Below are 26,575 nucleotides of genomic sequence, written 5' to 3'. Positions count from 1 at the left end.
AGTAGAGGCAAAGTGAAGCATGGAGGAGATATTTACACCGAGGGAGTGTTAAAGGGGAAAGAACTTACAGACTTTAGCTCAAATATTAATCCTTTAGGGGTACCAAAAAGCTTTATTAATAATTTGAATGAAGGGGTTTTAAATTTAACAAGATACCCTGATATACAATACAGAGAATTAAGAGGCAATTTAAAGGAATATGTAAATAGCGGAGAAATTTTATTTAACATAGGGGATGAAAGGCTAAACATTGTAGAGGAAGAGGATTTCATCCTTGGTAATGGAGCAGCAGAAATAATTCAATTATCCATATCTCTTTTTAAAAGCATAGCTATAATAGTTCCTTCCTTTGGAGAGTATGATGAAAATGCGGAAAAGTATGGACTAAAGATTACCTATATACCTATGAGAAATATGGAATATGACTATGATGCAATAGAAAGATCCCTTAAAAATAACGATGCTTTAATAATTGGAAATCCTAATAATCCTAATGGAGGGATTATAGATAAGGGTAAGTTTAAAACCCTATTGGATTTTTGCGAAAGAGAAGGAAAAACGGTAATAGTAGATGAAGCTTTTATAGAATTTACAGGAAACATGCGTCAAAGCTTCCTTTATGAATTAAAGAGCTACAAATGTTTATTGATAATAAGAGCGCTAACTAAATTTTATGGTATGCCGGGCATAAGAATGGGATATGGGATAAGTAAAAATGGAAAACTTTTAGAAAAGATGAGGAAAAGCCAGAACCCTTGGAATATAAATGCCTTTGCAGAACTGGCAGCAAAGTATGTGCTAAAAGATAAAGAGTATATAAATGAATCTTTAAAATGGATAAGAGAAGAGAGAAAGTTTTTAGTAGAAGAAATGAATAAAGTACCTCATATAAAAAAAGCGTACCATACCTTTGGTAATTATATACTTTGTGAATTAGAGGAAATAGATGGTGATAAACTATATGAATTATGCCTTGAGAAAGGAATAGTTATAAGAAAGTGTTGTAATTACAAAGGATTAAACAATAGATTTATAAGATTTGCTATTAAGGATAGGGAAAATAATAATATTTTATTAAATACCCTAAAGGGAATAAAAAATATATAGGAGGAGTAATTATGAAAACTAAGTTTACGGCATTAATGATTTTAGCATTAGTATTTTCAGCAAATGCCACAGTAAATGCAATGCATATAGGAGAGGGGTTTTTGCCACCAACTTGGGCAGGAATTTACTTTGTTTTAGCAATACCATTTATAATAATAGGGTTAAAGCAAATAAGAGAAAAAACAGGGAAAAATAAAGATTTAAAAATGCTTTTAGGATTAGTAGCAGCTTATGCTTTTATACTTTCAGCTATGAAGATTCCTTCAGTAACAGGAAGCTGTTCACATCCTACTGGTACAGGACTTTCAGCAATAATATTTGGACCATTTATTTCATCAGTAGTAGGTCTTATAGTTTTATTATTCCAGGCAATTTTACTAGCTCATGGAGGAATTACAACCTTAGGTGCCAATGTAGTATCAATGGCTATCATAGGACCAATAGTATCATACTTAATATACATAGGACTAAAAGATAAGAATAAAAAATTAGCTGTATTTTTAGCAGCTGCTCTAGGAGATTTAGCTACTTATTTAGTTACATCAGTGCAATTAGCCTTAGCTTTTCCAGCGCAAACAGGTGGAGTTGTAGCTTCTTTCCAAAGATTTTTCTCAATATTTTCTATAACTCAAATACCACTTGCAATAGTTGAAGGATTACTTACAGTAGTAATATTTGAATTTATATATAAGTATTCATCAAAAGAAATGGAAATATTAAGTGAGGTGAAATAATTGAAAAAGACGACAATATCATTGCTTTTAGCTTGTTTAGTAGTAATAATGGGATCTCTCTTCATTGGAAAACTAAGAGGAGGAGAGTTCGGAGGAGCAGATGGACAAATAGAAGAAGTAATAATGGAAACAAGAGAGGATTATGAGCCTTGGTTTTCAGCACTATGGGAGCCACCATCAGGAGAAATTGAAAGTCTTCTTTTCTCATCACAAGCGGCTATAGGAGCTGGTTTTATAGGGTATTATATAGGAAAGAAAAAAAATGCTAAAATTAATAATGGCACTGTCCAAGAGAAATAGAATAAGTAATGTTCATCCAATAGAAAAGGTTTTTTTAACCATAGTTCCAATCATAATAATGGGATTTGTTAATAATCCCATTATTATAATAATAAATATAGGATTGTTTATACTTCTCCATGGGGTAGTGAAAAACAATCCAAATATTGTAATAAAATTCGCTCTGAGAATAGCTGCTTTTGCTGCCTTTTCATCAATTACTTTTGTATTTGATTATGGCATTAGTTATACACTAACTATTATTTTAAAAAGCATATTTTCAGGGCTAAGTTTGTGTTTTTTGTCATTAACCACTCCAATTGATCAGTTACTATACATTTGTTCAAAAAATGATTACTTAAGAGATATATGTGACATTGCAAAATCTATGGAGAGATTTTTAATGGTTATGGATGAAGAATACAACATTATGTATAACGCTATGAAATCAAGAGGAGGCTTTGATAGTTTTTCTGCTAAAGTTAATAGTACAGGGAAAATAGCAGCTCTTCTTTTTGTGAATACTATGGAGAGATGGAAAAGTATAAAAGACGGTATTAATAGCAGATGTTATAAAGGGTATATGCCTTATTTAGGGGAAGATTTTGAGTTTAGCAGGAGAAGATTCTTGATTATACTTTTATATAATACTATACTAATTTTATCACTATTTGGAGTTGAATTTTTATGATAGCAGTATTAGGAATAAAAAATAATATAAAACTTGAAATTAGGGAAAAGCTTTCTATAATACCAAAAAGATATGAAGAATATTTACATTCACTTAAAGAGATTTTTGATGAAGTGCTTATTCTTAGTACTTGTAATAGAACGGAAGTTTATTTTTCTACAGATAAGGATTACGGAGAGGTAGTTCATGAAATATTCTCTAGACTAAATTGGGATAAAGAATATATAAAGTATACCTTCTTTTATAAGGATGAGGAAGCCATATCTCATATTATGAATGTAGTATGTGGATTCCATTCTTCTATTTTAGGAGAAGATCAAATTTTAGGGCAGGTAAAGGATGCTTATGAAGTAGCTCTTAACAATAAAACCGTTACACGAGATGTGCAAAAGTTATTTCAAATGGCCATAACCTGTGGTAAGGAATTTAGATATAATGCTAGGTTATATACCATACCAATATCTTCAGCCTCCATAGCAGTAAATGAAAGTAGAAGTCTTGGAGCTAAGAATTTCATGGTTTTAGGTTATGGAGAGGTAGGAAGCCTGGCAGCTAAATATATCCTCTCTGGTAAATTTAATAATTTATATATAGCTCTTAGAAATCCATCTTTAGTGGATATAGAGGACTCTAGAGTAAAGGCCATACCATTTAATGAAAGGCAAAAATATTATAATGAGGTAGATTGCATTATATGTTCTACGTCTGCACCTCATCCAGTAGTACACTTAAGCGAAATCCAGAAGGAAAAAGAATTAATTATTTTTGACTTAGCTGTACCAAGAGATGTGGAAGAGGGGGTAGAAAAACTAGAGAATGTTAAGGTTTATGATATAGATAAAATTAGCGCTATAAACGATAATAATTGTCATAGAAGAAGCCTCTTAATGGAAAATAATAAATATATTGTTCATAAATATATTAATGAATTTTTAGATTGGAGAAAACTCAGGAAAATATCTCCGGATATTGAAAAATTAAAGGAATTTGGAGAAGTGGTTTACAAAAGGAGATATAAAACCTTTAAAAATAAAGTTAAGACTAAGGATAAAGAAGAGCTTGCAAAAATTTTACTTAAGAGCACTTCTGATGCCTATGTAAATAGAGCCATAGAAGTTTTAAAAGAAGAACAATTGAAAGGCAGGTATGAGGAATGCCTGAACATAATAGAGAGAATTTTTTACAACACCAAATAAATTACACTAGTATTTCTTTACTATCTAATAAGATAAAGGTACTTATCATTGGCGGTGGAAGAGCTGGATTTATAAAGACAAAAAGTTTTTTGAAAAATGGAGCTATGGTTACGGTATTGTCAAAGGAATTTTCCCCCTTGTTTAGCTCTTTACCTAAAGAAAACTTAAGCTTTATAAAGGATGAATACAAAGAGGAGTTTATAGTGCCCTACCATTTAATCGTAATAGTTTTAGAAGATCATAAGGTAAGGGAAGAAATAAAACTCCACTGCGAAAAACAGTATAAGTTATACTTAGATGGTACGGATTTTAAAGAAGGAATGTTTGTGGTTCCTTGCCAAAGGAGTAGTAGGGCTATTAACCTTTCTTTAAATATTAAGGAGGGTAGTCCAAAAACCTCTATTTATTTAGCCAATAAGCTAATTAATATAGCAAAGGATTATGATGGATTCGTGGATTATTGCTCTAAATTAAGAAATAGATTAAAAGGAAATCCTTTAAAAGAAGAAATATTAAATTTTATAAATACTGATGATTTTTATTTCTTTTTTGAAAAAGGTAGCCATAATATAGTTTTAAAAATGTTTTATGGAGGAGAGATTTAATTGAAATTGATTTTAGCCACTAGGAAAAGTATTTTAGCTCAAACTCAAACGGACATGGTGATTGAAGGTATAAAAAATAGACATGAAGTAGAGTGTGAAAAATTATTAATAGAAACCTTAGGAGATAAAATTTTAGATAGAACCTTAGATAAAATTGGAGGGAAGGGCCTTTTTATAAAGGAAATAGAAGCGGCTCTTTTGGAAGATAAAGCTCATATTGCGGTGCATAGCATGAAAGACATGCCTTATGAATTACATGAAGAACTAAAAATAGCAGCAGTACCTGAAAGAGAAGATGTAAGAGATGTTTTTATATCAAATGACGGAACTCCTTTTATGGAATTACCTAAGGGGGCAAAGGTTGGGACTAGTAGTAGAAGAAGAGCTTCCCAGCTAAAGCTTTTAAGAGAAGACATCGAAATAGTTCCAATAAGAGGAAATGTACAAACTAGAATAAGAAAAATAAAAGAATTAGGTTTAAATGGTACAGTTTTAGCAGCAGCAGGGTTAAATAGATTGGATATGAAGGATGTAGTTGCTAATTATTTTGAAATAAATCAGATGATTCCAGCCATAGGCCAGGGTGCTTTAGGAGTGGAAACGAGAATAGGAGCTAGATCCTTTGATTATGTAAAACACTTAGACCATACAGATACAAGAATTTGTGTGGAAGCGGAAAGAAGCTTTATGAAAGAGCTTAAAGGCGATTGTCAATCTACCATAGGTGCTCATGCAAAACTCTATGGAGACATGATTTACATGGTAGGAATTTATGAAATAGGTGGAAGAATAATAAAAAAAGATATAGAAGGAAAAAGAGAAGAATTTATTAACCTTGGAAAAAATTTAGCTAAAAAAATTACTATGGATTAGGAGTGTAAACTATGAGCAAAGTATACCTAATAGGAGCAGGACCAGGAGATGAGGAGTTAATTACCCTTAAAGCTATAAATAAATTAAAAAAATGTACTGCAGTAATGTACGATAGATTAGCATCTCCAGGCATATTGAAATATCTAAATGAAAAATGTGAAATATATTATTGTGGAAAAGAACCAGGATGCCACTATAAAACCCAGGAAGAAATAAATGAAATGCTAGTAGAACTTGGTAAAAAGGGCCATATAGTTGGAAGAATAAAGGGAGGAGATCCTTTTGTATTTGGTCGTGGAGGAGAAGAGATATTAGCCCTTATAGAAGAGAACATAGAATTTGAAGTAATTCCAGGAATAACCTCAGCCATATCTGTGCCAAATTATGCAGGAATTCCAGTGACTCATAGAGCTATTTCTCAAGGGTTCCATGTGTTTACAGGGATGAGTGCAGAGAGGTTAAACATAGATTGGAAGGCAGTAGCAACCATTGGAGGAACTTTAATATTTTTAATGGGTTTTAACAATTTGGATATAATAACTTCCAGACTTATAGAAAATGGCATGGAGGAAATTACACCTTGCGCCATAATAATGAGAGGTACTACTTCCCTTCAAAAGAAGGTAATAGGAAACTTAAAGGATATAAAAGAAAAGGCAATGGAGGCAGGAATAGGCTCCCCTTGTATAATCCTTGTAGGAGAGGTAGTACAATTTAATGATAAGTTTAATTGGTATGAAAGAAAGCCTCTTTTCGGAAAAAATATTTGCGTAACTCGCTCAAAGGAGCAAGCTTTTGAATTAATAGAAAAATTAAGGGATTTAGGAGCGGAAACCACAGAAATTAATGCTATAAAAATCCTGGATAAAAAGGAAAACTTAAATCCTTATGTGGATAAAATAGAGCTTTACGATTTTATAGTATTAACTAGTGTAAATGGAGTTAACATGTTCTTTGATTATTTACTAGAAAAGGAATATGACATAAGAAAAATTAAGGGTAAATTTGCAGTGGTAGGGCCAGCAACTAAGAAAGCCTTATTAAAAAGAGGAATAAATGCTGAAATTATGGCAGAGGAATTTGTAGGAGAAGATTTAGTAAACAAATTAAAACCTCACATAAAAGAAGGGGATAAAATACTTGTACCACGTTCAGCTGAGGGAAGAGAATATTTAGTTAAAGCATTAAGAGAAGAAAAGGCAGTGGTTGATGAGGCATTAACCTATGAAGTATGTAAGGGAGATTTACCTGAAGGGGAAGTATTTGATAGGGTAGACACAGTGCTACTTACAAGCCCAAGCATTGTGAGAAATATGATAGAAATGGTAGGCCTAGAAGCATTAAAAAGTAAAGAATGCATAGCCATAGGACCAATAACTTCAAAGGAATTAGAGAAAAATGGTATAAAACACATAGTGTGTGATGAATATTGTAATGATGGAATAATTAAGAAACTATTAGAAAAAAGAGGGTGTGCTCATGTTTAACAGACATAGAAGATTGAGAAACAATGAAGCTATTAGAAGCATGGTGAGAGAGACGGTTTTGACTCCTAATGATTTTATATATCCAATATTTGTGGTGGAAGGGGAAAATATTAAAAAAGAAATAACCTCTCTTCCAAATAATTATCATTACTCTATTGATAGACTTCATGAAGTGGTAAAGGAAGTAGAAGAAAGTGGAGTTCGTGGAGTTATACTTTTTGGAATACCAGAGCATAAGGATGAAATAGGCTCACAAGGATATAGTGATAATGGAATAATACAAAAGGCTATAAGAAAAATTAAAGAACTTTCAAAAGATATTTATGTAATTACCGATGTTTGTATGTGTGAATACACAGATCATGGTCACTGTGGAATAATTCATGGAGAAAATGTAGATAATGACGAAACTTTAAACTACCTAGGAAGAATAGCCCTATCCCATGTTAAAGCAGGGGCAGATATGGTGGCACCATCGGATATGATGGACGGAAGAGTTAAAACCATCAGAGAACTTTTGGATAAAAATGGATATGTCGATATTCCAATAATGTCATATAGCGCAAAGTATTGTTCAGCTTTTTATGGTCCTTTTAGAGAAGCGGCTAATTCAGCTCCCCAATTTGGAGATAGAAAAACCTATCAAATGGATCCAGGAAATATTAGAGAAGCCATGGTTGAAATAGAAAGTGACATTATGGAAGGCGCAGATATTATAATGGTTAAGCCTGCTCTATCCTATTTAGATGTAATAAGATGGGCAAAGGATAAAACTAATATGCCAATAGCAGCCTATAGCGTTAGCGGTGAATATGCCATGGTAAAGGCAGGGGCAAAGGCGGGACTTATAGACGAAAAAAGAATAGCCTTAGAAATGCTTTTATCAATGAAAAGAGCAGGAGCAGATATGATAATAACATATTATGCCTTAGAGGCAGCTAAATGGGTAAGAGAATAGGAGGGAAAGACTTTGAGAAACTTAGAGATATTTGAGGAATTAAAAAAATACATGCCAGGAGGAGTTAACAGTCCTGTTAGAGCTTTTAGAAACGTTACTATAAATCCTCCTGTTATAAAAAAGGGTGAGGGCTCTCATATATTTGACGAAGATGGCAATGACTATATAGATTTCATAGGTTCCTGGGGACCAATGATTTTAGGGCACAACGATGAAGATGTAGTAAAAGCAATAAAGGCCATGGTAGATAATGCCTTAAGCTTTGGAGCGCCAACAGAAAGTGAATTGCTCCTTGCAAGACACATGGTAAATACCTTAGATAATATAGATATGGTAAGAATGGTTAACTCAGGTACAGAAGCTACTATGAGTGCAGTAAAACTTGCTAGAGGATATACAAAAAAGGATAAAATCATAAAGTTTGCAGGGTGCTATCATGGTCACTTTGATGGATTTTTAGTGGAAGCAGGATCAGGAGTTTTAACGGAAAGAATTCCAGGTTCTCCAGGAGTGCCAAAGAGTAGCATTGAAAATACTTTAATAGCAGAGTACAACAATATAGAAAGCGTTAGAGAGTTATTTAGAAAATATGGTGAAGACATAGCGGGAGTAATAGTGGAGCCTGTGGCAGGAAACATGGGAGTTATTCCTGGAACTTCCGAGTTCTTAAAAGGACTTAGAGAGGTTTGTACAGAGTTCGGGTCATTATTAATTTTTGACGAAGTAATGACTGGATTTAGAGTTGCTTATAAAGGAGCTCAAAGCCTTTGCAAAGTAGCGCCGGATTTAACTACTTATGCGAAAATCATGGGAGGGGGACTTCCATGTGGTGCTTATGGTGGAAAGAGAGAGATAATGGAAAATCTATCTCCTATGGGACCAGTTTACCAAGCGGGAACTATGTCTGGCAATCCAGTGGTAATGGCGGCAGGCTATGCTACATTAACTAAGCTTTATAATAATCTTAATATATATAATTACATAGACAAATTAGGAAATACCCTTCAAAAAGGTATGGAAGAAATAGCTAAAGAAAAAGGAATATCCCTTGTGGTTAATAGATGTGGATCCATGATGACGCCATTTTTTACAGAATTAAAAGCTGTAAATAACTACGAGGATGCTAAAACTTGTGATACAGCCCTATACGGCAGATTCTTTCACCACATGATTAAAGGTGGAATGTATATATCTCCATCTCAATTTGAAGCAATGTTCATTGGAGCAAAGCATAGTGAAGAAGAAATAGAAAAGTTCTTAAGTATAATGAGAAAGTTTTAAAGGTGCTCTTATGAAAAGCATTATTATTTCATCCAATAGTAGTGGTGGTGGAAAAACTACCACTACCCTTGGACTTATAAGAGCGTTAATGAAAAAAGGTTTTGATGTACAAGGATACAAGGTGGGGCCAGATTATATAGACACCGCTTTTCAAAGTAGAATTGCTGGCAAGGCTTCAAGGAACTTAGATTTATTTCTCATGGGAGAGGAAGGAGTAAAAGCTTCCTACTCTAGAGGAGAAGGGGATTTAGGGGTAATTGAAGGAGTTATGGGTCTTTATGATGGCAAGGGTATTGATTCTAAATATTCCACCGCTCACGTAGGAGAAGTTTTAAATCTTCCAGTGGTTTTAGTATTATCACCAAAGGCACAGGTGGCCACTCTTTGTGCTGAAATAGAAGGTTTAAAAAACTTTGGAAAAGTTAATATTTGTGGAGTAATACTTAATAATATTAGCGAAAGTTACTACAAACTTTTAAAGGCTTCAATAGAATATAACTGCGGTATAAAGGTCTTTGGATATATTCCAAAGGATGAAAGACTGAGCATAAAATCCAGACATTTAGGATTAATTCAAAGCAGTGAAGTAGAAGATTTGGAAGAAAAAATTAATTTATGCAGTGAGTATATATTAAAGAATGTGGAAATAGAAGAACTTTTAAAATATTTTAAAGAAACTCCTAAATATGAAGATAATTTTCATTTAGATAATATGAAAATTAAAATTGGTGTACCCATGGATAAAGCCTTTAGCTTTTACTATAGAGAAAATTTAGATCTACTAGGAGAAGCTGGGGAAATAGTTTATTTTAGTCCTCTTAATGATAGGGAACTTCCAGAGTGTATAGATTTTTTATATCTAGGAGGGGGATATCCAGAGGTATTTCTAGAGGAGTTAAGCGAAAATAAAACTATGCTAAATAGTATTAAAAATAGATTAAATGATGGTTTAGGTTGCTATGCGGAATGTGGAGGACTTATGTATCTTACACAATCTATAGATAATGGAAATATGGAAAGGGAAGTTGTAGGATTTTTCAGTGGCAAGGCAGTGATGACTAAGTCCCTTCAGAATTTTGGATATGCATCCTTAGAGTATGAAGGATTAAAGATAAATTGTCATGAGTTTCATAAGTCGTGTGTTACTTCCTCAGAAGAAAAGGTATACAAGTTAACTAAGGATATGTATGACGGAAGCAGAAAAGAATGGAACTGTGGATATGAAAAAAACAATACCCTAGGAGCTTATCCTCATGTACATTTCTTTGGAAATATGGATTTTTTAAAAAATCTATTAAAAAGGAGTTATAAAAAATGATGGAATACATAAAAAAACCCATGGAAATAGAAGATAGAAGTTTTGTGATTATAGGCGAAGAAATGGGAGAGCATAATTTTACAGAAGAAGAATTAAAAATTGTTAAAAGAACAATACACACTACAGGAGATTTCGATTATAAAAATATTGTTTATATAAGAGAAGGATCAATAGACGCGGCTAAAGAGCTTTTGAAAGGCGGAGTTAAAATATACACTGATACAAACATGGCAAAGTCAGGAATAAACAAAATGGCCTTAAAAAAGTTAAATTGCAGTGTAGAATGTTATGTTTCCAATGAAGAAGTAGCAAAAATAGCTAAGGAAAGAGGAATTACTCGTTCCATGGCTGGAGTTGAAAAGGCAGTAGAAGATGGAGTGGAGTTTTTTGTTTTTGGAAACGCCCCTACAGCACTGTACAAGCTTATGGAACTTACTGCAGAAGGAAAAGCCAGCCCTAAGTTTGTAGTAGGAGCGCCAGTTGGTTTTGTTGGAGCAGCAGAATCCAAAGAAGAGGCTGAAAAGAGATTACAAATTCCTATAGTTACAATTAGAGGAAGAAAAGGCGGAAGTAATGTAGCGGCGGCTATAGTAAATGCACTAATGTATATGGTAGTAGATAGAGAATAAGCAGGTGATTAAATGCTTGATATGTATGTAAATGTGGATGGAAAAAAACTTAGATGTGGATACACTACGGGTTCTTGCGCAGCGGCTGCTGCAAAGGCGGGGACGATTATGCTATATTCTAAGGAAGATTTAAAGGAAATAAGCATTGATACTCCAAAGGGAGTAAGGTTAAACCTTCCAATCAATGAAGTAAAAAGAGGGGAAGATTTTGTAGAGTGTTCCATTATAAAAGATGGAGGAGATGACCCAGACGCTACTCATGGATTAGAAATTTGGGCTAGAGTTGAAAGAAGAGATGCTGGATATTCCTTAAAAGGCGGATTAGGAGTAGGGAAGGTTATGGGTGAGGGCCTTTATGTTCCTAAAGGAGAGTGGGCTATAAATCCTGTACCTAGAACTATGATAGAAAAGGAAGTTAAGGAAGCTTTAGGAGAAGGCAGAGGAGTAGAGGTTACAATCTTTGTTCCTAAGGGAGAAGAAGTAGCTAAAAAAACCTTTAACCCAAGACTAAATATAATTGGCGGAATTTCTATCCTTGGAACATCAGGTATAGTAATGCCTATGTCAGAGGATGCCTTAAAAGAATCCATAAGAATTGAAATAAATCAAAAAGTGGCAAAGGGTCATAACGAATTAATCTTAGTTTTTGGAAATATTGGAGAAAAAGCAGGGATTAAACTAGGATTAGATCAGGACAAAATGGTGGTTGTATCTAATTACATTGGCTTTGCTTTAAACTGTTGTATGGAAAACAAAATTAAAGATGTGTATATAGTGGGTCACATAGGAAAGCTTTGCAAAATAGCTGCAGGATGCTTTAACACCCATAGTAGAGTTTGCGATGTGAGACTTGAAGTTATAGCCTTAGAGCTTGCCTTAATGGGATACCCTCAACAATTAATAGAAAGAGTTTATAATGAAAAAACCACAGAAGGAGCTATAAAGCTTTTAGGGAACGGTTATGAAAAACTTTATAAGAGAATTGCAGAAAAGATAAAAAAGAGGGTTGAAATATATACCTACAATGAAATTAGCCCTAAAATTGTTATGTTTTCTATGGAAAAGAACTTATATGCAGATGAAAGCTTAGTATAAAACTATTAACTGAAAGGATGGTGAGAATTTGGTTTATATAGTTGGAATTGGTCCAGGGCATAGGGATTATATTTTGCCTAAAGCTTTAGAAACCTTAGAAAAAGCAGATATAATATTAGGATTTGGAAGGGCCATGGATAGCGTGGACTTTATAGATACCCAAAAGATAAAAGTAAATAAAATAAGCGAAGTTATTGATGAATTAAACAAAAATAAAGGTAGAAACATTTCAATAGTGGCTTCAGGAGATCCTCTGTATTTTGGTATAACAGAATATATAAAAAATAACTATGAAGGTGAAATTCAAGTTATAACGGGAATTTCCTCCTTTCAATATTTAATGGAAAAGCTTAATAAAAGCTGGCAGGGATCATATTTGGGAAGCCTTCACGGAAGAGGAGAGGATTTTCTCAAAAAGGTTAAAGAAAATAAATTATCCATTTGGCTTACAGATAGCAAAAATTCTCCCAAAAGTTTAGCAGAGGGATTAGTTAATCAGGGTTTGAACCCTAAAATATATGTGGGAGAAAATCTATCCTATGAAAATGAGAGGATAGAGATAGGGTATGCTAAGGATTTTAAGGATAAAAACTTTTCAAACCTTTGCATAATTGCTGTAGAAAATGAAGAATTTGCTCCTGAGGAAGATAAATTGACTTTTATAAGTGATGAGGAATTTATAAGAGGAAACTGCCCTATGACTAAAGAAGAAATAAGAATTTTAAGTGTTGCTAAGATGAATTTATCTAAGGATTCTAGGGTTTTAGACGTAGGGGCTGGTACAGGCTCCATAAGCATTCAAGCAGCAAAAATATGCAGCTTAGGAGAGGTTGTAGCTCTCGAAAAAGATAGCGATGCTCTAGAGGTAATATATAAAAACATAGAAAAATTTAATGCACATAACTTAAAAGTTATTGAGGGTGAAGCTTTAGAGGCGGAGATTACAGGAACCTTTAATAGCATATTCATAGGGGGCAGCGGTGGAAATCTTGAGGATTTAATTAAAAAATACTGTAGCATGCTTACTGAGGACGGAAAGGTAGTTTTAAACTTTATAACTATCAATAATCTTTATGTAGCTATGAATACATTAATGGAGCTAGGCTACAAAGTTAAATGCACTCAAGTATCTGTAAGTAAAACCAAAGGTCAGACTTATATGTTAATGGGAAACAACCCAATATTTATTATAGAAGGAGAAAGAAAACATGGCTAAATTATATGGAATAGGCGTTGGACCAGGAAGTGAAGAATTATTAACCCTTAAAGCAATAAGATTATTAGAGGGAGTAGAAGTGGTAGTAGCACCTTCCCCAATGAAGGACGGAGGAAATAGCATAGCCTTAGATGCAGCAAAAAACTTTATAAGTGAGGATGCAGAAGTAATTGTTAAGCATTTCCCCATGGGAACTCCAGATAAAGAAGAAAAGGTCTTTGAAGCTTTTAAAACTATAGAGGAAAAACTGCATGAAGGAAAAAATGTAATTTTCCTAACTATAGGAGATCCATTTGTTTATAGTACATATATTTACCTGTTAAAATATATAAATGAGCAAGGATACGAAGTAGAAACAGTACCTGGAATAACTTCCTTTTGTGCATCAGCAAGTTTAGCTGGGGAAATATTAGTTATAGGAGATGAACCACTACTAATACTTCCATCTACTAGATTAGATGCGGTTAAGGATGAAAAGTTTTTAGTTATTATGAAATTATATAATAACGAAGAAAAGGTTGTTGATTTCCTAGAGGAAAAAGGTTATGAATATGTTTGTGTAAGAAGAGCCTATAGAGAAGGACAACAAATACTCCGAAATAGACAAGAAATTATAGAGAATAAGGATTATATGTCTTTAATAATAGCTCACAAAGAGTAGTGAAAGGAAGAAGAATAATGGTATATTTTATTGGAGCAGGTCCAGGAGATGTGGATTTAATAACTGTAAAAGGTAGAAAAATATTATCAGAAACAGATGTAGTTATATATGCAGGATCCCTAGTTGCTAAGGAGCATTTAGATTTTTGCAAGGAAGGGGTAATTGCTCATAATTCAGCATCCATGACCTTAGAACAGGTTATAGAGGTGATGAAAGAAGAGGTAGGCAAAGGGAAAACCGTTGTAAGATTACACACCGGTGATCCATCCATGTATGGTGCTATAAAAGAACAGATGGATGAATTAGATAAGCTTAATATAGAGTATAAAGTGGTTCCAGGAGTAAGTTCTTGCTTTGCAGCAGCAGCGGCAATAAATAAGGAATTTACTTTGCCAGACGTAACTCAAACTCTAATTCTTACAAGGGTAGAAGGAAGAACTCCAGTACCAGAGAGAGAAAGCTTAGAGAAACTTGCCAGCATCGGAGCTTCTATGGCAATATTTTTATCCATCAGCATGATTGATAAAGTAGTAGAAAAACTTAGACGTGGCTATGGAAAAAATGTTCCTATAGCGGTAGTGGAAAGAGCTACCTGGGAAGATGAAAGAGTTATAATAGGCACCTTAGATGATATAGCGGAAAAAGTTAAAGAAGCTAATATTACTAAGTGTGCTCAAATACTTGTAGGGGATTTTATAAGCTCTGATTACTCAAAAAGCTTACTTTACGACAAGAGCTTTACACACATGTATAGAGAGGCTGAAAAGTAATGAAAATAGCGATTATCACCATAACTAAAAATGGAGATATTATTGCAGATAAAATAAAAGAAACTCTTCCAGTGAAGGTTTTTTCAAAGGAAAGAGATGAGGACTTTAGCTTTAAAGAGGCAGTAAGAACTGCTATGGAAAACTATAGTGGAGTAATTTTTATTGCATCTACTGGTATTGCCGTAAGGGCCATAATTCCGTACATAAAAGGGAAGGATAAGGACCCTGCGGTAATTACTATAGATAATCTAGGAAAGTTTGTTATAAGTCTTTTAAGTGGCCACTTAGGTGGAGCAAATGAGTTAACGGAGACAATATCAAAGATTATTCACGGGGTTCCGGTAATTACAACGGCTACAGATGGATTAGGAATTCTTGCTCCAGATATGGTAGCTAAGGAAAATGATTTGGAGATAGACTGCTTAAAGGATGCAAAAGATATAGCTTCTCTTTTGGTAGCTGGAGAAAAGGTTTATTTTCATGATGAAGATAATATTATACCAATACCTAAAGGTTATAGCGAAGAGCTTAATGGAGCTTTGGGTATTGTATATGTAACAAATAGAAATAAATCTTTTTGGATAGAAAAGGAAAAAATAAAAGATCCTCAACTTAAAATTTTAAAGCTAATAAGAAAAAATATAGTACTGGGAATAGGATGTAGAAAAGATTTTTCTGTAGAAGAAATGAGAAAAACTGTACTAGAGGTTTTAATAGATAATGACTTTGATCCTAAAGCTGTGAAATCTATTGGAACTGTAGAAGTAAAAAAAGATGAAAAGGCTATCATAGATTTAAGTAATTATTTCAACTGTCCCCTAAAGATTTTTTCCATAGAAGATATTAAAGCCATAGATTATAAATTTAAAGGTAGTAACTTTGTAGAAAAAACCATAGGAGTAAGGAGTGTATGTGAACCTTCTGTAGAATTACAAGGAGGAACCTTGCTCATAAGGAAGTTGAAATTGAATGGAATGACGGTGGCCGTTGGGATTTACTAAAAAACTAAAGAAAGGTGGATTATTTTGGGAAAACTATATGTAGTAGGAATTGGTCCTGGAGGATTTGAACATATGACCTTCAAGGCAAAAAAAGCAATTGAAGAAAGCGATGTTATTGTAGGATATACAAAATACATAGATTTTATTGAACCTTTAATAAAAGATAAAGAAGTTTTATCAACAGGAATGAAGAGTGAAGTGGAAAGAGCTGAAAAAGCTTTAGAACTTGCTAAAGATAAAGTAGTTTCAATAATAAGTACAGGAGATGCTGGAATTTATGGTATGGCTGGACTTATATTAGAGCTTAAAAAGGATGAAGAGGTGGAAGTAATTCCAGGAATAACGGCATCTTCTTCAGCGGCATCAATACTAGGATCTCCTTTAATGCATGATAATTGCAATATAAGCTTAAGTGATTTAATGACTCCTTATGATTTAATAAAAAAGAGAGTGGAACTTGCTACCCAAGGGGATTTTATAATTTCACTATACAACCCTAGAAGTCATGGAAGACCTCACTATTTAAAAGAGTGTATAGATATTATAAAGAAATATAGAAAAGGGGATACTCCAATAGGAGTAGTAAAAAATGCTCTAAGAGATGGGCAAGAAGTTACCCTTACCACATTAGAAAACTTTGATGACACCATAGTAGACATGTTTTCTATAGTTATAATAGGAAACAGTGGAAGTTATATAAAGGATGGTATGTTTATTACTCCGAGAGGATATAAACTATAAAAATCTGGAGGATTTTATGATTGCATTAATTAGTGGTACTTCAGAAGGAAGAAAAATATTGGAGATGCTAAATGAGTATACAGATGATATTTTCATTTCCACAGCTACTGAATATGGTGGAGAGCTTTTAAAGGACTATAAATATAAAGTATTAAATACCACACCATTAAATATAGAAAGTATGATGGAGGTTTTCACCAAACATAATATAGATAAAGTAATTGATGCTACTCATCCCTACGCTACAGAAGTAAGCAAGAATCTTATGGAGGTATGCCAGAGGATATCTATAGAATATATAAGATATGAAAGAGAAAGTGTAGTAGATAAATTTTTAAACTGTGACAAAGTAGTGTTAGTGGAAGATTATAGTGAGCTTTATGAGAAACTTTCTTCTATAGAAGGAAATATTTTAAACACCACCGGTAGTAGAAACTTACCTAAGTTACTATCCTTAGGGATAAACAATAGGATGATTCATAGGGTGTTGCCTTCACTAAAGGTTATGGAAGAATGTTATGATTTAGGAATAAATCTTGAAGATATAGTAGCTATGAAGGGGCCAGTTAACTACGAATTAAATAGAGCTTTTATTAAAAATTATAATGCAAAAGCTATTATAATGAAGGATAGTGGAACTGAGGGTGGAACAGAGGAGAAAATTTCAGCGGCCCTAGATGAAGGAATATATGTATTTGTTATATATAGAAAAGAAATTAACTATCATAGAGTGTATAAAAATAAAGAAGAATTGATTAAATATATAATAAATAACTAAGCAAGGAGTTGTTTAATAAAAATGTGCGGCAATGGTTTATAGATAGGCTATTTAGATTTATTAATAGTTATACAAACATTAGGAGGAATATCATATGAAAACAAAAAATCTAGTATTAACTGCTTTATTTATAGCCTTATCTTTTGTAGGAGCAAATGTAAAAGTAATGGGAACAATAGCCTTTGATTCCATGCCAGCATTTTTAGGGTCATTATTATTAGGACCAGTTTACGGAGGAATAATAGGAGCTATGGGTCACTTTTTAACAGCTCTAACTAGTGGCTTCCCTTTATCCTTACCAGTTCATTTAATTACCATGGGTGGCATGGCTGTTACCATGATAGCCTTTGGATTAGTTTATAAGTTCTTGAATAGGAGTAATAATTTATTAGCGATAATATTATCAACTATAGTAGGTGTTGCAATCAATGGTCCTTTAACACTATTAGTTTTAACGCCATTATTATTACCTGTAATGGGAAAAGTGGGAATATTAGGCTTTCTTCCTATATTATCCTTAATAGCAGGTATAAATGCATTAGTAGCTTTAGTAGTTTATAAATTATTACCGAGGAGTTTGAAGAATTATGAAAATAGATAAAGTAAGGGATTTAACCCTTGTAGACATAGAAAAAAATAAAACCATGGTTATTGCTTGCGATAGCTCTGGAAGTATAGGAATGAAAGAAGGGGATGTTTTTAAGGTTCCTACAGCAATTGTAGGAAAGTTTGCTTTAAGAGTAGCCCTAATGGAAGTGTTAGCTTCAGGAGCAGAGGTTATTTCCATAACTAATGCAGTATGTAACGAGATGGAGCCAACGGGAAGAGAGATAATAAAGGGAATAGAAGAAGAATTACACCAAGCAGGGATTAGCTCTGTAGCCTTAAATGGTAGCACTGAAGAAAACTTTAAGACTAGTTCTACAGGGATAGGAATAACAGTAGTGGGTATTGCTAACAATTCCTTAAGAGTAAACAATGTAAAAGAAGAAGCCATGGTTGTGTCTATTGGAATTCCTAAAGTTGGAGGGGAAATAAACTTAAACAAAAAGGATGAAGACATAGCGGATTATTCAGATTTATATAAGCTTTTAGCTCATAATGAAGTTTATGAAATTGTGCCTGTTGGATCAAAAGGAGTACTTTATGAAGGGGAACTTTTAGCTAAAAATAATGACATGGAATTAACTTTAGTAGAAGATATCTATATTGACTTACATAAAACCTGTGGACCAGCAACGGTATTGATAGCTGCTTTAAGTGAGGATGCTTATGAAGAATTAAAACTTATGAAGAGAATGAAATTAATAGGAAAACTAAAATTGAAAGGGTGAAATATGTGACTAAAAAAGGTATATTGGTAGTGAGCTTTGGAACAAGCTACCCAGAAACTAGAAAGGTTACAATTGAAGCTATAGAAAATAGAGTTAGAGATGAATTTACAGAATACGAAGTAAGAAGAGCTTTTACTTCAGGAATGATAATAAATAAATTAAAAAAGAGAGATAATATATTTATTGACAACACAGAGGAAGCTTTAGAGAGAATGATTAATGATGGTTTTGAAGAGGTTTATGTTCAAACCTTACATATAATACCTGGAGAAGAGTATGATGATATAAAGCTTGCGGTTCACAAGAAAAGAAAATCTTTTAAAAAATTAGTTCTTGGAAGACCGTTACTTTATAGAGAAAAGGACTACCATGAAGTGGTAGAAGCTCTTAAAAATCAAATTCCTCAAAGAGAGGATAATCATGCTGTAGTCTTTATGGGACATGGAAGTACTCATCCTGCTAATGCTTGTTATTCTCAGCTACAATATATAATTAATGATGAAGGTTTAGAAAATGTTATTATAGCCAATGTAGAAGGATTCCCAGAGTTAGACGTTATATTGCCTAACCTAAAAGAAAAAGGCATAAAAGAGATAACATTAATGCCTCTTATGTTAGTAGCTGGAGACCATGCTATAAACGATATGGCAGGAGAAGAAGAGGATTCATGGAAAAGTATTCTTGAAGAAGAAGGTTATAAAGTAAACATATATCTTCGCGGACTTGGAGAAAATAAAGCAATACAGGATAAATTTATAAACCACTTAGAAGACTCCATCGAGGGCAACCCATTAAGGGCAGAATAATATTGTAATAGAAAATAAATGAATTTTGTGATATAATCGTTTACGAGTAGCGAAAGAATAAAATTTTTCGAAAGAAGGGATTTTTTATGGACAATAAGGGATATATACAGGTTTATACCGGTAACGGCAAGGGAAAAACTACTGCATCTCTAGGTTTATCCTTAAGAGCAGTTTGTGCAGGAAAAAAAGTATTCTTCGGACAATTTACAAAGGGAATGAAATATAGCGAACTTGAAGCTGTAAAGATTTTACCAAATTTTGAAATGGAACAGTTTGGTAGAAACTCTTTTATATTTGGAAAGCCAACAAAAGCGGATATTGAAGAAGCAAGAAAAGGCTTAAAAAGAGCGGAAGAAGTTTTAACTTCTGGAGAGTATGATGTAGTAGTATTTGATGAAATAAACATAGCTTTATTTTATGAATTATTTACAGTACAAGAAGTTTTAGAACTTTTAGATAAAAAACCAGAAAAGACAGAAGTAATTTTAACAGGAAGATATGCTGCACCAGAAATAATTGAAAGAGCAGATTTAGTTACTGAAATGAGAGAAATTAAACACTACTATACTCAAGGAGTGCCTGCTCGTAAAGGAATAGAAAGCTAGAGGATTAAATAATGAAGGATAAACAGAGAATAGCAACTTTTTTATTTGGGATAATAACTTTTTTAACTATAATAGCAAAAAGTTATCCACCACAGTCAAATGTAAGGCTTATACTTACTATTGGTAGCATACTGCTAGCTATTCCATTCTTATATATATTTGTAAAAGAAAAAATGCATACAAATAGACTTAATTTATTTGTTGGGATACTTGTGGTATTTCAAATAATAAATATTATCTATTATACTTACGTGTTGGTTAAATAAATAATAACATATTGACTTTGTCTTAAATTTTGAGACAAAGTCTTTGTGTTCTAGTGGATTATTAGAAAGGGGAGAAACTTATATGGATTATATGAAGGTTTATGAAGAATGGTTAAATAATGACTACTTTGACGAAGAAACTAGGGAAGAATTAAGAGGTTTAAAGGGAAATACCAAGGAAATAGAAGATAGATTTTATAGAAGTCTAGAGTTTGGAACAGCAGGATTAAGGGGTAAGATTGCTGCTGGAACAAATAGAATGAATAAGTACATAATAGCTCAGGTTACACAAGGGCTTGCTAATTTTATAGTGGAGAATGGCAAAGAAGCCATGAATAGAGGAGTTGCTATAGCCTACGATTGCAGACATTATTCAGATTTATTTGCTAAAACTGCAGCTTTAGTATTAGCAGCTAATGGAATAAAGGCGTATTTATTTGAAGGACTAAGACCTACTCCAGAGCTTTCCTATACGGTGAGAAGGTTAAATACCATATCTGGAATAGTTGTAACAGCTAGCCACAATCCAAGAGATTATAATGGATATAAGGTTTACTGGGAAGATGGAGCTCAAATTTTGTCAAGCATTGCTAATCCTATTACAGAAAATATAAATAATATTAAGGATTTTAATGAAATAAAACTGATTTCTGAAGAGGAAGCAAAGGCTAAAGGTCTTTTGGTGATCCTTGGAAAAGAAATAGATGATGAATATATAGAAAAGGTAAAGAGCTTAAGCTTAAGAGAAGATATAGATAAAGATATTAATATAGTTTATACTCCTTTAAACGGAACGGGAAATGTTCCTGTGAGAAGGGTGCTTAGTGAAAGAGGTTTCAAAAATATTTATGTGGTGCCAGAGCAGGAAAATCCAGATCCAGACTTTACTACTGTAGGATATCCAAATCCAGAGGATGTGAAGGCTTTTAAATATGCTGAATCTTTAGGAAAGAAAGTTAATGCTGAACTTTTAATAGCAACAGACCCTGATTGTGATAGATTGGCCATAATGGTTAAAGATAATAATGGTGAATATCTAGCTTTTAACGGAAACCAAACAGGGGCAATTTTAATTAAATACATAGTAGAAGGTATGAAGGATACAGGAAATCTTCCTAAAAATCCATTCATAGTTAAATCTGTTGTTACTGGGGACTTAGGTAAGGCTATAGCTGCAAAGTATGGTGTGGAAACCTATGATGCTCTAACTGGATTCAAAAACATTTGTGGCAAGGCAAATGAATTAGAAAGAGATAGTAAAGGTAAATTCATCTTTGGATATGAAGAAAGTATAGGATATGTAGCAGGAGACTTTGTTAAGGATAAGGATGGGGTAATATCCTCCATGCTACTTTGTGAAGCTGCAGCTTACTATAAAAGCATAGGAAAAACTTTAATAGATGTGCTAAATGAAGTTTATGAAGAGTTTGGATACTATAGAGAAAATTTAATATCCTTAGTTTTAGAGGGAATTGAAGGACAGGGAAGAATAGCTAGAATGATGAAAGTATATAGAGAAGAGTTCCCAAAAGTTTTAGGAGATGCTAAATTAACTAAATATGTAGATTTAGAAATAGGAAAGGTATGGGATTTGGTATCAGGAGAAGAAAAAGATAGTGATATACCAAAATCTGACGTACTAAAGTTCTACTTAGATGACGGTTCCTGGTATGCAGTTAGACCATCAGGAACTGAGCCAAAGATAAAGATTTATATGTATTCTAAAGGAAAAACTTTAGAGGAAAGCCAAAATAAGTTGAAAGTAATGGAAGAAGTTATAATGGGAAAATTACATTCAGTTCAGTAAGTAAAAATTTATTGTACTTAGTAAATCTGTATGATACAATTTAAAAAAGGGGAGCTTGCATTGCAGGCTGAGAGGAAGTTTGGCTTCGACCCATAACCTGATTCGGATAATGCCGACGTAGGTGAATATTTAGTTTATACTGTTTATTTATGAATTTTGTGAGTATAAATGGGATATGCCTTATGCGGTGTATCCCATTTTTTATTGCTTTGAGGAATTAATATCCTTGGTAGACGAAGGGGGAGCGCCCTGCGACTACGTAGCACCAAGACAACTAAATAGCGAGGGAGCTTGTGTTTCAAGCTGAGAGGAAGCTTTTAAGTTTCGACCGACCAGTATGGCTTATGCTATATAGGAAATTGCTATTTAGTTACGTTAAAAACACGCCTCTTTGATGGTATTTATTTCCTATATGGTATATTCCATAAATAAGTACTATTAGGGAGGTAATTTGTTATGGAAAAAAGATCTAAATTATTAAGAAAACTTATGTTAGCAATGATGGTGGCAATGGGAGTAGTAATCTCACCTATTCTTCGTATTGAAGGAATGTGCCCTATGGCTCATTTTATTAACATATTATGTTCTGTTCTCCTTGGTCCATGGTATTCATTGCTTTGCGCTACATTGATTGGTGTGATAAGAATGTTTTTCATGGGAATTCCACCGCTAGCACTAACAGGAGCAGTTTTTGGCGCCATTTTGTCAGGGGTTTTTTACAGAGCATCTAAGGGTAAGTTGATTTGTGCTGTTATAGGTGAGGTTATAGGAACTGGTATTGTTGGAGCAATCCTTTCCTATCCTGTAATGACATTTATCTGGGGCAGAACAGGGCTTACATGGATGTTCTATGTTCCTTCTTTTATTAGCGGAACACTAATTGGAGGAATCATTGCATTTGTTTTTCTCATAGCGTTACGCAAGACAGGTATGCTTGCAAAAATTCAAATAAGTTTGGGGGCAAAAGTTTATGATAAATCAGAAGCTGACAACAAACAACCTATTGCAAATAAGACAGAGTGTTAAGTGGGAAAAACCGCTTATCCATTGTATTACAAATCATATTTCAATAAATGATTGCGCAAATATGGTTCTAGCTGTGGGTGCAAAACCTATTATGGCTGAACATCCCGACGAGGTTTCGGAAATTACTGCCTCATCTAAAGCGCTTGGAGTAAACCTTGGAAATATAACGGACAATAGAATGAAGTCTATGATGATTTCAGGCAAAACAGCCCTTGAAAAAAATATTCCCTCTGTAATTGACATTGTAGGGGTAGGTTGTAGTGGACTTCGTCTTGATTATGCAAAGAAATTCCTTTATGAATGTCATCCAAGCGTTATTAAGGGAAATATGTCCGAAATGAAAGCAATCTGTGGTATAAAAAGTAATGCAGAGGGAATTGACGTTGGGGCATGCGATGTTGTTACAGAGGATAACTCTGATGAAAGCATAGCAATGCTAAAGGAGCTTTCTTTAAAAACAGGTGCTGTTATTGCTGCAACAGGAGTAGTAGATATAATAACAAACGGTACTGATACATATTTGATAAAAAACGGGTGTGAAATGCTTTCAATGATAACTGGGACAGGATGTATGGTGAATGCTCTTATAGCAAGCTATATTTCTTCTGGAAATATACTAGGCGGTACTGTATTAGCGATAGCCCTTATGGGAATATGCGGTGAACTTTCTGCCCATGTTAAGGGAAGTGGAAGTTTCAAAATTGAGCTTATAGATAATATGTTCAGTATTTCTGATTATATGATAGAAGAAAAAATTCGAATAAGTTAAAATGAAAAGAGAGGATAAAAAATGAAACTTGATATGACTCTTTATTTAGTAACTGACAGTACTAATCTTGAAGAAGAGGTGTTTCTTTCAAAGGTTGAACAAGCCTGCAAAGGTGGAGTAACGCTACTACAGTTAAGAGAAAAAGAAAGAAGTGGCTATGACTATCTTAATCTTGCAATTAAGGTTAAGGAAATTACAGATAAGTATGATATTCCATTGATAATTGATGACAGAATAGATGTTGCAATGGCTTCAGGAGCAGCAGGAGTTCATGTTGGACAAAGTGATATACCTGTTTCAGTTGCAAGAAAACTAATGGGTAAGGATAAAATTATTGGCGCAACGGCAAAAACTGTTACCCAAGCTGAAAAGGCTGCGGCGGAGGGCGCTGATTACCTAGGGGTCGGGGCAATTTATCCTACAACAACAAAGGTAGCTACAATTATTACGAAGGTTTCCACACTGAATGATATCTGTAATACTGTAGATATCCCCGTCGTAGCAATAGGGGGACTAAATAAGGATAACTGTGATATTTTGAAAGATAGTCCTATTGATGGAATTGCAGTGGTCTCTGCTATAATGAAAAGTGAAAATCCTGAAAAAGCTGCAGCTGAATTAAAGTCAAAGATTATTTCTGTGAAATGTAATAGTTAATTATAAAATAAAGTAAGGATACTTTAAGTTGAAAAGATATCCTTACTTTATTTCGTTTTATTCAAGTTAAAAAGAGCTGATATTAACCTTTTTTAATGCTGAAACTAGTGTACTTATACAAGCATTAACATCTTCAGCAGTTGATTTTTCACTACCAATTTCCACAATGAGAGAGTTTTTAGCCAAGTCCTGATTAAAATAATTAATTCCTTTATTAAAGAGGTATATATCTGCTTTTACTTTTCCTATCTCATTAATTTCTTTCATAAGGGAATCAGCAAAACTTTTGTTACTCTCATAATTAGGACTGTTTTTAGAAAGAACAAGGAGAATGCTACGGTTATTTGTTTTTGAATCATTGCTAACCTGTCTATGAATATCTAATAATACAGATTTATCGTAATTTGAGGCTTTGTTTTTTATGGTTTCCCGTGAGTTAGGGTACGATTCTAAGTAAGATGAAGGAGGACTAACCTCTATAAAATTACTATTTAATCCTTCTTTTTTTAGGTTGTTACTAATAATTTTTCCTACATCAATAACATTTTTACCAAAATTATATTCTTCATCTACATGAGTATTATATATAACTATAGGAGTTTGACTTACTTTATCTTCCACTGATAAATTTACAGCATCATTTGATGGAGCTGTTTTCTTTTTTAGTTCTGAATAAGAAAAACCTAATGCTGTGCAACATAATGTAACGAAGGTCAATGCAATAATTATTTTCTTTTTCATAGTATTCATTTTAATTACTTCCTTCCATTGATTTATATTTCTATTATTAGCCAATGGTGCCAATTATATAACTGATTAAGAGGAGAGAAATGTGAATAAAGTGTTAAGTACATATGAATTTATAGAAGAACTCTTAAATTTTAAAATAATTGGAGTTATAATATAAATATGATTTTTAAGTAAAGAGAAGAGTGACGAGGAGAGAACAACATGGAAAACATAGGGTTAATACTAGAAGGCGGAGGAATGAGGGGGTTATATACAGCAGGAGTATTAGATTTTTTTATGGAAAAAAATCTATATTTCCCGTATACCATAGGGGTTTCTATGGGGGCTTGCAATGGTTGTTCGTATATATCAAAACAAATAGGAAGAAGTAAGGATATTAATGTAGGATATATAAGGGATCCAAGATATATTGGTTATAGAAATTTTTTAAAGTGCAAAAGCATATTTGGACTAGATTTTATGTATAATCAGATACCAAATAAATTAAATATCTTTGATTATGACACCTTTTTTAATTCTAAGGAAAAGTTTGTAGTGGTTGCTACAGATTGTGTAACTGGGGAGCCTGTTTATTTTAATAAAAGTAGAGAAGAAGATATTTTAACTATAATTAAAGCTTCAGCAAGTCTTCCTTTTATAGCGCCTATAGTTAAGTATAAGGAGAAATTTTTGCTAGATGGAGGTATAGCGGATTCTATACCAATTAAAAAATCTATTGAAGATGGCAATGAAAAAAATGTAATAATATTAACCAGACCAAAGGAATATAGAAAGACACCTTTCAAACATAAAGGTTTAGTTAAAAAAGTATATTCTGGGTACGATAATTTAATTGAAGCTATTTTAAATAGATATAAGAATTACAATGAAACCTTAGACTACATAGAAAAATTAGAAGAAGAAGGAAAGGTATTTGTTATAAGACCAGAAGGCAACATAAAAGTAGGTAGAATAGAAAGAAATAAAGAAAAGCTAGAAGCTTTATACAATATGGGATATAATGATATAGAAAAAAATTATTCACAATTATTAAATTGGATAAATAAATAAAAGAAAATTGGGAAAGATATTGACAATAGCAATTAAAACCTATATAATATAGTTTAATTAATTAGAGAAAATCAAAGACTATGAT

The 26,575-nt window shown here is 33.1% G+C and carries 30 protein-coding genes, 1 pseudogene, 1 riboswitch and 1 other annotated feature (1 of these 33 only partly in view); of the genes and pseudogenes, 30 read left to right on the top strand and 1 reads right to left on the bottom strand.

Going from position 1 to position 26,575, the window contains the following annotated elements:
- The first annotated feature begins 12 nt into the window (after nucleotides 1-12).
- The 29 genes and pseudogenes from ABDZ69_RS16490 (at nucleotide 13) to thiE (ending at nucleotide 24,690) form a co-directional block, all read left to right on the top strand.
- The gene (locus ABDZ69_RS16490; protein ID WP_343771427.1) at nucleotides 13-1,107 is read left to right on the top strand and encodes a pyridoxal phosphate-dependent aminotransferase; all 1,095 of its coding nucleotides are present in this window, start codon (nucleotides 13-15) and stop codon (nucleotides 1,105-1,107) included.
- An 11-nt stretch (nucleotides 1,108-1,118) separates the two neighbouring features.
- Nucleotides 1,119-1,841: an energy-coupling factor ABC transporter permease gene (locus ABDZ69_RS16485; RefSeq protein ID WP_343771425.1), complete on the top strand. Its 723-nt coding sequence runs from the start codon at nucleotides 1,119-1,121 to the stop codon at nucleotides 1,839-1,841.
- Nucleotides 1,842-2,141 (top strand): energy-coupling factor ABC transporter substrate-binding protein, encoded by a 300-nt coding sequence (locus ABDZ69_RS16480; RefSeq protein ID WP_343771423.1) that lies wholly within the window; start codon nucleotides 1,842-1,844, stop codon nucleotides 2,139-2,141.
- Nucleotides 2,104-2,811 (top strand): cobalt ECF transporter T component CbiQ, encoded by a 708-nt coding sequence (gene cbiQ, locus ABDZ69_RS16475; RefSeq protein WP_343771421.1) that lies wholly within the window; start codon nucleotides 2,104-2,106, stop codon nucleotides 2,809-2,811. The genes ABDZ69_RS16480 and cbiQ overlap by 38 nt, the downstream gene beginning before the upstream one ends.
- A complete protein-coding gene (gene hemA / locus ABDZ69_RS16470) occupies nucleotides 2,808-4,007 on the top strand; it encodes a glutamyl-tRNA reductase (RefSeq protein WP_343771419.1) in 1,200 nt (399 codons plus the stop codon). Before cbiQ ends, hemA begins: the two co-directional genes overlap by 4 nt.
- Nucleotides 3,965-4,612, top strand: coding sequence for an NAD(P)-dependent oxidoreductase (locus tag ABDZ69_RS16465; RefSeq protein WP_343771417.1), 648 nt, complete (start codon nucleotides 3,965-3,967; stop codon nucleotides 4,610-4,612). The genes hemA and ABDZ69_RS16465 overlap by 43 nt, the downstream gene beginning before the upstream one ends.
- Nucleotides 4,613-5,485 (top strand): hydroxymethylbilane synthase, encoded by an 873-nt coding sequence (gene hemC, locus ABDZ69_RS16460; protein ID WP_343771415.1) that lies wholly within the window; start codon nucleotides 4,613-4,615, stop codon nucleotides 5,483-5,485.
- A gap of 11 nt (nucleotides 5,486-5,496) precedes the next feature.
- Nucleotides 5,497-6,972, top strand: coding sequence for a uroporphyrinogen-III C-methyltransferase (gene cobA, locus ABDZ69_RS16455; protein ID WP_343771414.1), 1,476 nt, complete (start codon nucleotides 5,497-5,499; stop codon nucleotides 6,970-6,972).
- Entirely contained in the window at nucleotides 6,965-7,930 is a 966-nt protein-coding gene (hemB, locus tag ABDZ69_RS16450; protein ID WP_343771412.1) for a porphobilinogen synthase, read from the top strand. Before cobA ends, hemB begins: the two co-directional genes overlap by 8 nt.
- A gap of 12 nt (nucleotides 7,931-7,942) precedes the next feature.
- Nucleotides 7,943-9,211: a glutamate-1-semialdehyde 2,1-aminomutase gene (gene hemL / locus ABDZ69_RS16445; RefSeq protein WP_343771410.1), complete on the top strand. Its 1,269-nt coding sequence runs from the start codon at nucleotides 7,943-7,945 to the stop codon at nucleotides 9,209-9,211.
- A gap of 10 nt (nucleotides 9,212-9,221) precedes the next feature.
- Entirely contained in the window at nucleotides 9,222-10,529 is a 1,308-nt protein-coding gene (locus ABDZ69_RS16440) for a cobyrinic acid a,c-diamide synthase CobB (protein ID WP_343771408.1), read from the top strand.
- Nucleotides 10,526-11,158 (top strand): precorrin-8X methylmutase, encoded by a 633-nt coding sequence (locus ABDZ69_RS16435; RefSeq protein WP_343771405.1) that lies wholly within the window; start codon nucleotides 10,526-10,528, stop codon nucleotides 11,156-11,158. Before ABDZ69_RS16440 ends, ABDZ69_RS16435 begins: the two co-directional genes overlap by 4 nt.
- 12 nt (nucleotides 11,159-11,170) lie before the next feature.
- Nucleotides 11,171-12,253, top strand: coding sequence for a cobalt-precorrin-5B (C(1))-methyltransferase CbiD (cbiD, locus tag ABDZ69_RS16430; protein WP_343771403.1), 1,083 nt, complete (start codon nucleotides 11,171-11,173; stop codon nucleotides 12,251-12,253).
- 28 nt (nucleotides 12,254-12,281) lie between these two features.
- A pseudogene (gene cbiE / locus ABDZ69_RS16425) lies at nucleotides 12,282-12,848 on the top strand (precorrin-6y C5,15-methyltransferase (decarboxylating) subunit CbiE); the annotation flags it as partial.
- 12 nt (nucleotides 12,849-12,860) lie between these two features.
- Nucleotides 12,861-13,469 (top strand): precorrin-6Y C5,15-methyltransferase (decarboxylating) subunit CbiT, encoded by a 609-nt coding sequence (gene cbiT / locus ABDZ69_RS16420; protein ID WP_343771547.1) that lies wholly within the window; start codon nucleotides 12,861-12,863, stop codon nucleotides 13,467-13,469.
- Nucleotides 13,462-14,130, top strand: a complete 669-nt coding sequence (locus tag ABDZ69_RS16415; protein ID WP_343771401.1) for a cobalt-factor II C(20)-methyltransferase — start codon at nucleotides 13,462-13,464, stop codon at nucleotides 14,128-14,130. The genes cbiT and ABDZ69_RS16415 overlap by 8 nt, the downstream gene beginning before the upstream one ends.
- Nucleotides 14,131-14,147: 17 nt before the next feature.
- On the top strand, nucleotides 14,148-14,900 hold the full coding sequence (gene cobM, locus ABDZ69_RS16410) for a precorrin-4 C(11)-methyltransferase (protein ID WP_343771399.1): 753 nt from the start codon (nucleotides 14,148-14,150) through the stop codon (nucleotides 14,898-14,900).
- Nucleotides 14,900-15,901, top strand: coding sequence for a cobalt-precorrin 5A hydrolase (gene cbiG / locus ABDZ69_RS16405; protein WP_343771397.1), 1,002 nt, complete (start codon nucleotides 14,900-14,902; stop codon nucleotides 15,899-15,901). The genes cobM and cbiG overlap by 1 nt, the downstream gene beginning before the upstream one ends.
- A gap of 24 nt (nucleotides 15,902-15,925) precedes the next feature.
- Nucleotides 15,926-16,642, top strand: coding sequence for a precorrin-3B C(17)-methyltransferase (gene cobJ / locus ABDZ69_RS16400; RefSeq protein WP_343771395.1), 717 nt, complete (start codon nucleotides 15,926-15,928; stop codon nucleotides 16,640-16,642).
- Between the two features lie 16 nt (nucleotides 16,643-16,658).
- On the top strand, nucleotides 16,659-17,420 hold the full coding sequence (locus tag ABDZ69_RS16395) for a cobalt-precorrin-6A reductase (RefSeq protein WP_343771393.1): 762 nt from the start codon (nucleotides 16,659-16,661) through the stop codon (nucleotides 17,418-17,420).
- Nucleotides 17,421-17,514: 94 nt separating this feature from the next.
- Nucleotides 17,515-18,021, top strand: coding sequence for an ECF transporter S component (locus ABDZ69_RS16390; protein WP_343771391.1), 507 nt, complete (start codon nucleotides 17,515-17,517; stop codon nucleotides 18,019-18,021).
- Nucleotides 18,008-18,754, top strand: a complete 747-nt coding sequence (locus tag ABDZ69_RS16385; RefSeq protein ID WP_343771389.1) for an AIR synthase related protein — start codon at nucleotides 18,008-18,010, stop codon at nucleotides 18,752-18,754. The genes ABDZ69_RS16390 and ABDZ69_RS16385 overlap by 14 nt, the downstream gene beginning before the upstream one ends.
- 5 nt (nucleotides 18,755-18,759) lie before the next feature.
- Entirely contained in the window at nucleotides 18,760-19,560 is an 801-nt protein-coding gene (locus ABDZ69_RS16380; RefSeq protein WP_343771387.1) for a sirohydrochlorin cobaltochelatase, read from the top strand.
- Between the two features lie 86 nt (nucleotides 19,561-19,646).
- Nucleotides 19,647-20,165 (top strand): cob(I)yrinic acid a,c-diamide adenosyltransferase, encoded by a 519-nt coding sequence (gene cobO, locus ABDZ69_RS16375; RefSeq protein ID WP_343771385.1) that lies wholly within the window; start codon nucleotides 19,647-19,649, stop codon nucleotides 20,163-20,165.
- 11 nt (nucleotides 20,166-20,176) lie between these two features.
- Nucleotides 20,177-20,431 carry a hypothetical protein gene (locus ABDZ69_RS16370; protein WP_343771383.1) on the top strand — a complete coding sequence of 85 codons (255 nt, stop codon included), beginning with the start codon at nucleotides 20,177-20,179 and terminating at the stop codon, nucleotides 20,429-20,431.
- 82 nt (nucleotides 20,432-20,513) lie between these two features.
- The gene (locus ABDZ69_RS16365) at nucleotides 20,514-22,238 is read left to right on the top strand and encodes a phospho-sugar mutase (protein WP_343771381.1); all 1,725 of its coding nucleotides are present in this window, start codon (nucleotides 20,514-20,516) and stop codon (nucleotides 22,236-22,238) included.
- A gap of 37 nt (nucleotides 22,239-22,275) precedes the next feature.
- A riboswitch (TPP riboswitch) is annotated at nucleotides 22,276-22,381 on the top strand.
- A 313-nt stretch (nucleotides 22,382-22,694) separates the two neighbouring features.
- A complete protein-coding gene (gene thiW / locus ABDZ69_RS16360) occupies nucleotides 22,695-23,264 on the top strand; it encodes an energy coupling factor transporter S component ThiW (RefSeq protein WP_343771379.1) in 570 nt (189 codons plus the stop codon).
- Nucleotides 23,242-24,033, top strand: coding sequence for a hydroxyethylthiazole kinase (thiM, locus tag ABDZ69_RS16355; protein ID WP_343771545.1), 792 nt, complete (start codon nucleotides 23,242-23,244; stop codon nucleotides 24,031-24,033). Before thiW ends, thiM begins: the two co-directional genes overlap by 23 nt.
- 21 nt (nucleotides 24,034-24,054) lie before the next feature.
- Nucleotides 24,055-24,690 carry a thiamine phosphate synthase gene (gene thiE, locus ABDZ69_RS16350; protein WP_343771377.1) on the top strand — a complete coding sequence of 212 codons (636 nt, stop codon included), beginning with the start codon at nucleotides 24,055-24,057 and terminating at the stop codon, nucleotides 24,688-24,690.
- A 66-nt stretch (nucleotides 24,691-24,756) separates the two neighbouring features.
- Here the strand turns inward: thiE and ABDZ69_RS16345 are convergent, their stop codons facing one another.
- A complete protein-coding gene (locus tag ABDZ69_RS16345) occupies nucleotides 24,757-25,440 on the bottom strand; it encodes a stage II sporulation protein P (RefSeq protein WP_343771375.1) in 684 nt (227 codons plus the stop codon).
- A 201-nt stretch (nucleotides 25,441-25,641) separates the two neighbouring features.
- On the opposite strand from ABDZ69_RS16345, the gene ABDZ69_RS16340 reads away from it, so the two are divergent.
- The gene (locus ABDZ69_RS16340) at nucleotides 25,642-26,490 is read left to right on the top strand and encodes a patatin-like phospholipase family protein (protein ID WP_343771373.1); all 849 of its coding nucleotides are present in this window, start codon (nucleotides 25,642-25,644) and stop codon (nucleotides 26,488-26,490) included.
- A gap of 71 nt (nucleotides 26,491-26,561) precedes the next feature.
- Nucleotides 26,562-26,575: a binding site (T-box leader), on the top strand (it continues 238 nt past the right edge of the window).

Source organism: Clostridium malenominatum, assembly GCF_039521365.1.
Classification (GTDB): domain Bacteria; phylum Bacillota; class Clostridia; order Clostridiales; family Clostridiaceae; genus Clostridium_AW; species Clostridium_AW malenominatum.
This window is presented reverse-complemented; position numbering and strand designations above follow the sequence as displayed.

Coding starts and splice junctions, on each gene's coding strand:
- ABDZ69_RS16485 (WP_343771425.1), top strand. CDS start 1,119: ATGAAAACTAAGTTTACGGCATTAATGATTTTAGCATTAGTATTTTCA.
- cbiQ (WP_343771421.1), top strand. CDS start 2,104: ATGCTAAAATTAATAATGGCACTGTCCAAGAGAAATAGAATAAGTAAT.
- hemA (WP_343771419.1), top strand. CDS start 2,808: ATGATAGCAGTATTAGGAATAAAAAATAATATAAAACTTGAAATTAGG.
- ABDZ69_RS16465 (WP_343771417.1), top strand. CDS start 3,965: ATGCCTGAACATAATAGAGAGAATTTTTTACAACACCAAATAAATTAC.
- cobA (WP_343771414.1), top strand. CDS start 5,497: ATGAGCAAAGTATACCTAATAGGAGCAGGACCAGGAGATGAGGAGTTA.
- hemB (WP_343771412.1), top strand. CDS start 6,965: ATGTTTAACAGACATAGAAGATTGAGAAACAATGAAGCTATTAGAAGC.
- ABDZ69_RS16440 (WP_343771408.1), top strand. CDS start 9,222: ATGAAAAGCATTATTATTTCATCCAATAGTAGTGGTGGTGGAAAAACT.
- ABDZ69_RS16435 (WP_343771405.1), top strand. CDS start 10,526: ATGATGGAATACATAAAAAAACCCATGGAAATAGAAGATAGAAGTTTT.
- cbiD (WP_343771403.1), top strand. CDS start 11,171: ATGCTTGATATGTATGTAAATGTGGATGGAAAAAAACTTAGATGTGGA.
- ABDZ69_RS16415 (WP_343771401.1), top strand. CDS start 13,462: ATGGCTAAATTATATGGAATAGGCGTTGGACCAGGAAGTGAAGAATTA.
- cobM (WP_343771399.1), top strand. CDS start 14,148: ATGGTATATTTTATTGGAGCAGGTCCAGGAGATGTGGATTTAATAACT.
- cbiG (WP_343771397.1), top strand. CDS start 14,900: ATGAAAATAGCGATTATCACCATAACTAAAAATGGAGATATTATTGCA.
- ABDZ69_RS16395 (WP_343771393.1), top strand. CDS start 16,659: ATGATTGCATTAATTAGTGGTACTTCAGAAGGAAGAAAAATATTGGAG.
- ABDZ69_RS16390 (WP_343771391.1), top strand. CDS start 17,515: ATGAAAACAAAAAATCTAGTATTAACTGCTTTATTTATAGCCTTATCT.
- ABDZ69_RS16385 (WP_343771389.1), top strand. CDS start 18,008: ATGAAAATAGATAAAGTAAGGGATTTAACCCTTGTAGACATAGAAAAA.
- cobO (WP_343771385.1), top strand. CDS start 19,647: ATGGACAATAAGGGATATATACAGGTTTATACCGGTAACGGCAAGGGA.
- ABDZ69_RS16370 (WP_343771383.1), top strand. CDS start 20,177: ATGAAGGATAAACAGAGAATAGCAACTTTTTTATTTGGGATAATAACT.
- ABDZ69_RS16365 (WP_343771381.1), top strand. CDS start 20,514: ATGGATTATATGAAGGTTTATGAAGAATGGTTAAATAATGACTACTTT.
- thiW (WP_343771379.1), top strand. CDS start 22,695: ATGGAAAAAAGATCTAAATTATTAAGAAAACTTATGTTAGCAATGATG.
- thiE (WP_343771377.1), top strand. CDS start 24,055: ATGAAACTTGATATGACTCTTTATTTAGTAACTGACAGTACTAATCTT.
- ABDZ69_RS16345 (WP_343771375.1), bottom strand. CDS start 25,440: ATGAATACTATGAAAAAGAAAATAATTATTGCATTGACCTTCGTTACA.
- ABDZ69_RS16340 (WP_343771373.1), top strand. CDS start 25,642: ATGGAAAACATAGGGTTAATACTAGAAGGCGGAGGAATGAGGGGGTTA.